Source organism: Citrobacter sp. wls826, assembly GCF_005281245.1.
Classification (GTDB): Bacteria; Pseudomonadota; Gammaproteobacteria; order Enterobacterales; family Enterobacteriaceae; genus Citrobacter; species Citrobacter braakii.
Genome location: NZ_SZWS01000019.1, coordinates 1 through 5516, shown reverse-complemented (window position 1 = coordinate 5516; position 5516 = coordinate 1). Strand labels below are relative to the sequence as shown.

General features: G+C 51.4%; 4 protein-coding genes. 3 read left to right on the top strand and 1 reads right to left on the bottom strand.

The features are described from left to right. Positions 1-59 precede the first annotated feature (59 nt). Positions 60-797, bottom strand: coding sequence for an outer membrane protein assembly factor BamD (gene bamD / locus FDW87_RS04260; protein ID WP_016154064.1), 738 nt, complete (start codon positions 795-797; stop codon positions 60-62). Positions 798-928: 131 nt separating this feature from the next. Here bamD and rluD point away from each other — a divergent pair, with 131 nt between their 5' ends. From rluD to clpB, 3 genes are all read left to right on the top strand, one after another. Continuing rightward, entirely contained in the window at positions 929-1909 is a 981-nt protein-coding gene (gene rluD / locus FDW87_RS04255; RefSeq protein ID WP_016154063.1) for a 23S rRNA pseudouridine(1911/1915/1917) synthase RluD, read from the top strand. After that, a complete protein-coding gene (gene yfiH, locus FDW87_RS04250; RefSeq protein ID WP_016154062.1) occupies positions 1906-2637 on the top strand; it encodes a purine nucleoside phosphorylase YfiH in 732 nt (243 codons plus the stop codon). Before rluD ends, yfiH begins: the two co-directional genes overlap by 4 nt. A gap of 129 nt (positions 2638-2766) precedes the next feature. Further along, a complete protein-coding gene (gene clpB / locus FDW87_RS04245; protein WP_047499529.1) occupies positions 2767-5340 on the top strand; it encodes an ATP-dependent chaperone ClpB in 2574 nt (857 codons plus the stop codon). Positions 5341-5516: the final 176 nt, after the last annotated feature.

The following is a 5516-nucleotide window of genomic DNA, read 5'->3' as shown; positions in this document are numbered from 1 at the left end:
TGGCGTTTACGGATAAAAAAACGGCAGCCTTTGGGCTGCCGTTTGCATTCTGAGATAAATCAGGTATTGCTGCTGTTGGCGGCAATGATTTTCGCTACTTTTTCTGCCTGCGCATTCATCTGCATCTGGCGATAAGCATTTTCCATTAACGGCAGGGCATTGCGTGTTGCCTGGGTATCCGGGAAGTCGCGCAGCATGCCTTCCACACGGTTTACCACGGCAACCCATGCACCGCGGGCAGTGTAGTATTCCACAACGGAATATTCATACTTCGCCAGACGGTCTTTCAGGAATACCAGACGTTTGGTGGCGTCAGTGGTGTACTGGCTGTTCGGATAGCCACGTACCAGTTTGGAAAAGTCATTAAACGCAGCTCGGGCATGTTGCGGATCGCGATCGCTGCGATCAACACCAAAGAATCCTTGCAGTGCGCTATCATCCAGCGCCATATTGGTCAGGCCACGCATATACATGACATAATCAATGTTAGGGTGTGTCGGGTTAAGACGAATAAAACGATCGATGGCAGCCTGAGCAAGTGGCAGATCGGCGTTTTTGTAGTAGGCGTAGATGAGATCTAATTGCACCTGCTGAGAATACGGTCCAAATGGATAACGGTTATCCAACGCTTCTAATTGCGTTATTGCCTGTTTCCAGTTACCGTCCTGCAGCTTTTGCTGAGCAGTCGCGTAGATTTCATTTGGCGGATTATCGGGCACCTCTTCCTTTGAACCAGAGCAACCCGCCAAAAACAGGCTCAACGTGGCTGCTGCCACCAGATATTTCATGCGCGTCATGACGTTTTGACTTTCCTCAAAATGTTTTACGGGAGATTCTCTGTTCCTGCTCCCGGTTAAGACCAGCTACAATAGCACACTATATTAAACGGCAAAGCCGTAAAACCCAACGTTAAACGAAGAAGCAGTTTATGGCACAACGAGTAGAACTCACCGCAACAGTCTCCGAAAATCAGCTCGGTCAACGCTTAGATCAGGCTTTGGCCGAATTGTTCCCTGATTATTCGCGATCGCGCATAAAAGAATGGATCCTTGACCAGCGCGTACTGGTAAATGGCAATCTTTGCGATAAACCGAAAGAAAAAGTGTTGGGTGGAGAGCGCGTCTCCATCACTGCAGAAATTGATGAAGAGGTTCGTTTTGAACCTCAGGATATCCCACTGGATATCGTTTATGAAGATGATGATATTCTTGTCATCAACAAACCCCGTGACCTCGTAGTGCATCCGGGTGCCGGTAATCCTGATGGCACGGTATTGAATGCATTACTGCATTACTACCCGCCAATCGCGGATGTTCCACGTGCTGGTATCGTGCACCGTCTGGATAAAGACACGACCGGATTAATGGTGGTGGCAAAAACCGTTCCGGCGCAAACGCGTCTGGTGGAGTCGCTGCAGCTGCGTGAAATTACCCGTGAGTACGAAGCCGTGGCGATTGGTCATATGACGGCAGGCGGAACCGTTGAGGAACCGATTAGCCGCCACCCGACCAAGCGTACGCACATGGCGGTACACCCGATGGGGAAACCGGCGGTGACGCACTATCGCATTATGGAACACTTCCGTGTGCACACGCGTCTGCGGCTGCGTCTGGAAACCGGACGTACGCACCAGATCCGCGTGCACATGGCGCATATCACCCATCCGCTGGTGGGCGATCAGGTCTACGGCGGTCGTCCGCGTCCCCCGAAAGGCGCTTCTGACGAATTTATCTCCGTTCTGCGTAAGTTCGATCGTCAGGCGCTGCACGCGACTATGCTGCGTTTATATCACCCAATTTCAGGTATCGAAATGGAATGGCACGCACCGATTCCACAAGATATGGTGCAATTGATTGAAGTGATGCGCGCTGATTTCGAAGAACATAAGGATGATATTGCCTGGTTATGAGTAAGCTAATTGTCCCGCAGTGGCCGATACCGCAAGGTGTTGTTGCGTGTAGTTCTACCCGTATTGGCGGTGTTAGTATGCCGCCTTATGATTCGCTGAATCTGGGCGCCCATTGCGGCGATAACCCGGAGCATGTTGAAGAGAACCGCAAGCGGCTGTTTGCTGCGGGCAATCTGCCGTCAAAGCCAGTCTGGCTGGAGCAGGTCCACGGTAAGGATGTCCTGAAACTGACCGGCGAGCCTTATGCCTCCAAACGTGCGGATGCTTCTTACAGCAATACGCCGGGCACCGTGTGTGCCGTGATGACGGCCGACTGTCTGCCGGTGCTGTTTTGCAATCGCGCAGGAACGGAAGTCGCGGCGGCACATGCGGGTTGGCGCGGATTATGCGCCGGCGTGCTGGAAGAGACGGTGGCGTGTTTTGCCGACAAACCTGAAAACATTATTGCCTGGCTAGGCCCGGCGATTGGCCCGAACGCGTTTGAAGTGGGAGCAGAAGTTCGCGCAGCGTTCATGGCGAAAGATCCGCAAGCGGACCTCGCATTTGTACCGCATGGTGATAAATATCTGGCGAATATTTACCAGCTTGCGCGTCAGCGTCTGGCAAATATCGGAGTAGAGAACATCTACGGCGGCGACCGTTGCACGTTCAGCGAAAGTGAGACGTTCTTCTCTTATCGTCGCGACAATACCACGGGTCGTATGGCAAGTTTTATTTGGCTGATATAACCTAAAGAATCAAGACGATCCGGTACGTGTAATTTTCTTTTCACATAATTCAGGTCATTCACCTTGAATAATTGAGGGATGACCTCATTTAATCTCCAGTAGCAATTTTGACCTGTTATGGGAGGAGTTATGCGTCTGGATCGTCTTACTAATAAATTCCAGCTTGCTCTTGCCGATGCCCAGTCACTCGCATTGGGGCACGACAATCAATTCATCGAACCACTTCATCTAATGAGCGCCTTGCTGAATCAGGAAGGGGGATCGGTACGTCCTTTATTAACGTCTGCTGGCATTAACGCTGGCCAGTTACGTACAGCCATTGACCAGGCGTTGAGCCGGTTGCCGCAGGTAGAAGGTACCGGTGGTGATGTGCAGCCTTCTCAGGATCTGGTGCGTGTACTGAATCTTTGCGACAAGCTGGCGCAAAAACGTGGGGACAACTTTATTTCGTCAGAACTGTTCGTACTGGCGGCGCTTGAGTCACGCGGTACGCTGACCGATTTACTAAAATCAGCAGGTGCGACGACCGCGAATATCACTCAGGCAATTGAACAAATGCGTGGAGGTGAAAGCGTGAATGACCAGGGGGCTGAAGACCAACGTCAGGCCTTGAAAAAATATACCGTCGACCTGACCGAACGTGCCGAGCAGGGCAAACTCGATCCGGTTATCGGGCGTGATGAAGAAATTCGCCGTACCATTCAGGTACTGCAGCGTCGTACTAAAAATAACCCGGTGTTAATCGGCGAACCAGGTGTTGGTAAAACAGCTATCGTTGAAGGGCTGGCCCAACGAATTATCAATGGTGAAGTGCCGGAAGGCTTAAAAGGTCGCCGTGTGCTGGCGCTGGATATGGGCGCGCTGGTGGCTGGGGCCAAATATCGTGGTGAGTTTGAAGAACGCTTAAAAGGCGTGCTAAACGATCTCTCGAAACAGGAAGGCAATGTCATCCTGTTTATTGATGAGCTGCATACTATGGTTGGGGCGGGTAAAGCCGATGGCGCAATGGACGCCGGGAACATGCTGAAACCGGCGCTGGCACGCGGGGAACTGCACTGTGTAGGCGCAACAACGCTTGATGAATATCGCCAGTACATCGAAAAAGATGCGGCGCTGGAACGTCGTTTCCAGAAAGTATTTGTAGCCGAACCTTCAGTAGAAGACACCATCGCGATTCTGCGTGGCCTGAAAGAACGTTATGAGCTGCACCACCATGTGCAGATCACTGACCCGGCGATTGTTGCGGCAGCTACGCTGTCTCACCGCTATATTGCCGATCGTCAGTTGCCGGACAAAGCTATCGACCTTATCGATGAGGCGGCATCCAGCATTCGTATGCAGATTGACTCCAAGCCGGAGGAACTCGACAGACTCGACCGCCGTATTATCCAGCTCAAACTGGAACAGCAGGCATTAATGAAAGAGTCTGATGAGGCGAGTAAAAAACGTCTCGAGATGCTCAACGAAGAGCTGGACGATAAAGAGCGCCAGTATTCTGAATTAGAAGAAGAGTGGAAAGCTGAAAAAGCATCCCTTTCGGGAACGCAAACTATCAAGGCTGAGCTGGAGCAGGCGAAAATCGCTATCGAACAGGCGCGTCGTGTCGGCGACCTGGCGCGGATGTCTGAACTGCAGTACGGCAAAATTCCTGAACTGGAAAAACAGCTGGAAGCAGCCACCCAGTCTGAAGGCAAAACCATGCGTCTGCTGCGTAATAAAGTCACGGATGCAGAAATTGCAGAAGTGCTGGCGCGCTGGACCGGGATCCCGGTTGCTCGCATGCTGGAAGGCGAACGGGAAAAACTGTTGCGTATGGAGCAGCAGTTGCACAGCCGCGTGATTGGCCAGAACGAAGCGGTGGAAGCCGTTTCTAACGCCATCCGTCGTAGCCGTGCTGGCTTGTCCGATCCAAATCGCCCGATTGGTTCGTTCTTGTTCCTCGGCCCAACTGGTGTCGGTAAAACTGAACTGTGCAAAGCGCTGGCAAACTTTATGTTCGACAGTGATGATGCCATGGTGCGTATCGATATGTCCGAGTTTATGGAGAAACACTCGGTGTCTCGTCTGGTCGGGGCGCCTCCGGGATATGTCGGCTATGAGGAAGGTGGATATCTGACAGAAGCGGTACGTCGTCGTCCTTACTCTGTCATCCTGCTGGATGAAGTGGAGAAAGCGCACCCGGATGTGTTCAATATTCTGTTGCAGGTGCTTGATGATGGTCGTCTGACTGACGGGCAGGGGAGAACGGTCGACTTCCGTAATACGGTTGTCATCATGACCTCGAACCTGGGGTCCGATCTGATTCAGGAACGCTTCGGTGAGCTGGACTACGGCCACATGAAGGATATGGTCCTTGGCGTCGTGAGCCATAATTTCCGCCCGGAATTCATCAACCGTATAGATGAAGTTGTTGTATTCCATCCGTTGGGTGAGCAGCACATTGCTTCTATTGCACAGATCCAACTGCAACGTCTGTATAAACGTCTGGAAGAGCGTGGCTATGAAATTCATATCTCTGACGAGGCGCTTAAACTGCTGAGTGCGAATGGTTACGATCCGGTGTATGGCGCACGTCCACTCAAACGTGCTATCCAGCAACAGATCGAAAACCCGCTGGCGCAGCAAATTCTGTCTGGTGAGCTGATTCCAGGCAAAACGATTCGGCTGGAAGTGAATGACGATCGCATTGTGGCAGTACAGTAAGTCACAAAACGACAATAAACGAGCCCTGCGGGGCTCGTTTTTGTTTAAAAACAAAGCAAAAATCAATGTAATGGTTGAAAAGTAGTCGCTTGATAAGTTTTTTGTATTTTTAACTTGTCAGTCTGAAATAACTCCCTATAATGCGCCTCCACTGACACGGAACAACGGATTACAAA

What these genes read in the sequence shown, in the direction of transcription:
- bamD (WP_016154064.1), bottom strand. Translation starts at nt 797, where the DNA reads ATGACGCGCATGAAATATCTGGTGGCAGCAGCCACGTTGAGCCTGTTT.
- rluD (WP_016154063.1), top strand. Translation starts at nt 929, where the DNA reads ATGGCACAACGAGTAGAACTCACCGCAACAGTCTCCGAAAATCAGCTC.
- yfiH (WP_016154062.1), top strand. Translation starts at nt 1,906, where the DNA reads ATGAGTAAGCTAATTGTCCCGCAGTGGCCGATACCGCAAGGTGTTGTT.
- clpB (WP_047499529.1), top strand. Translation starts at nt 2,767, where the DNA reads ATGCGTCTGGATCGTCTTACTAATAAATTCCAGCTTGCTCTTGCCGAT.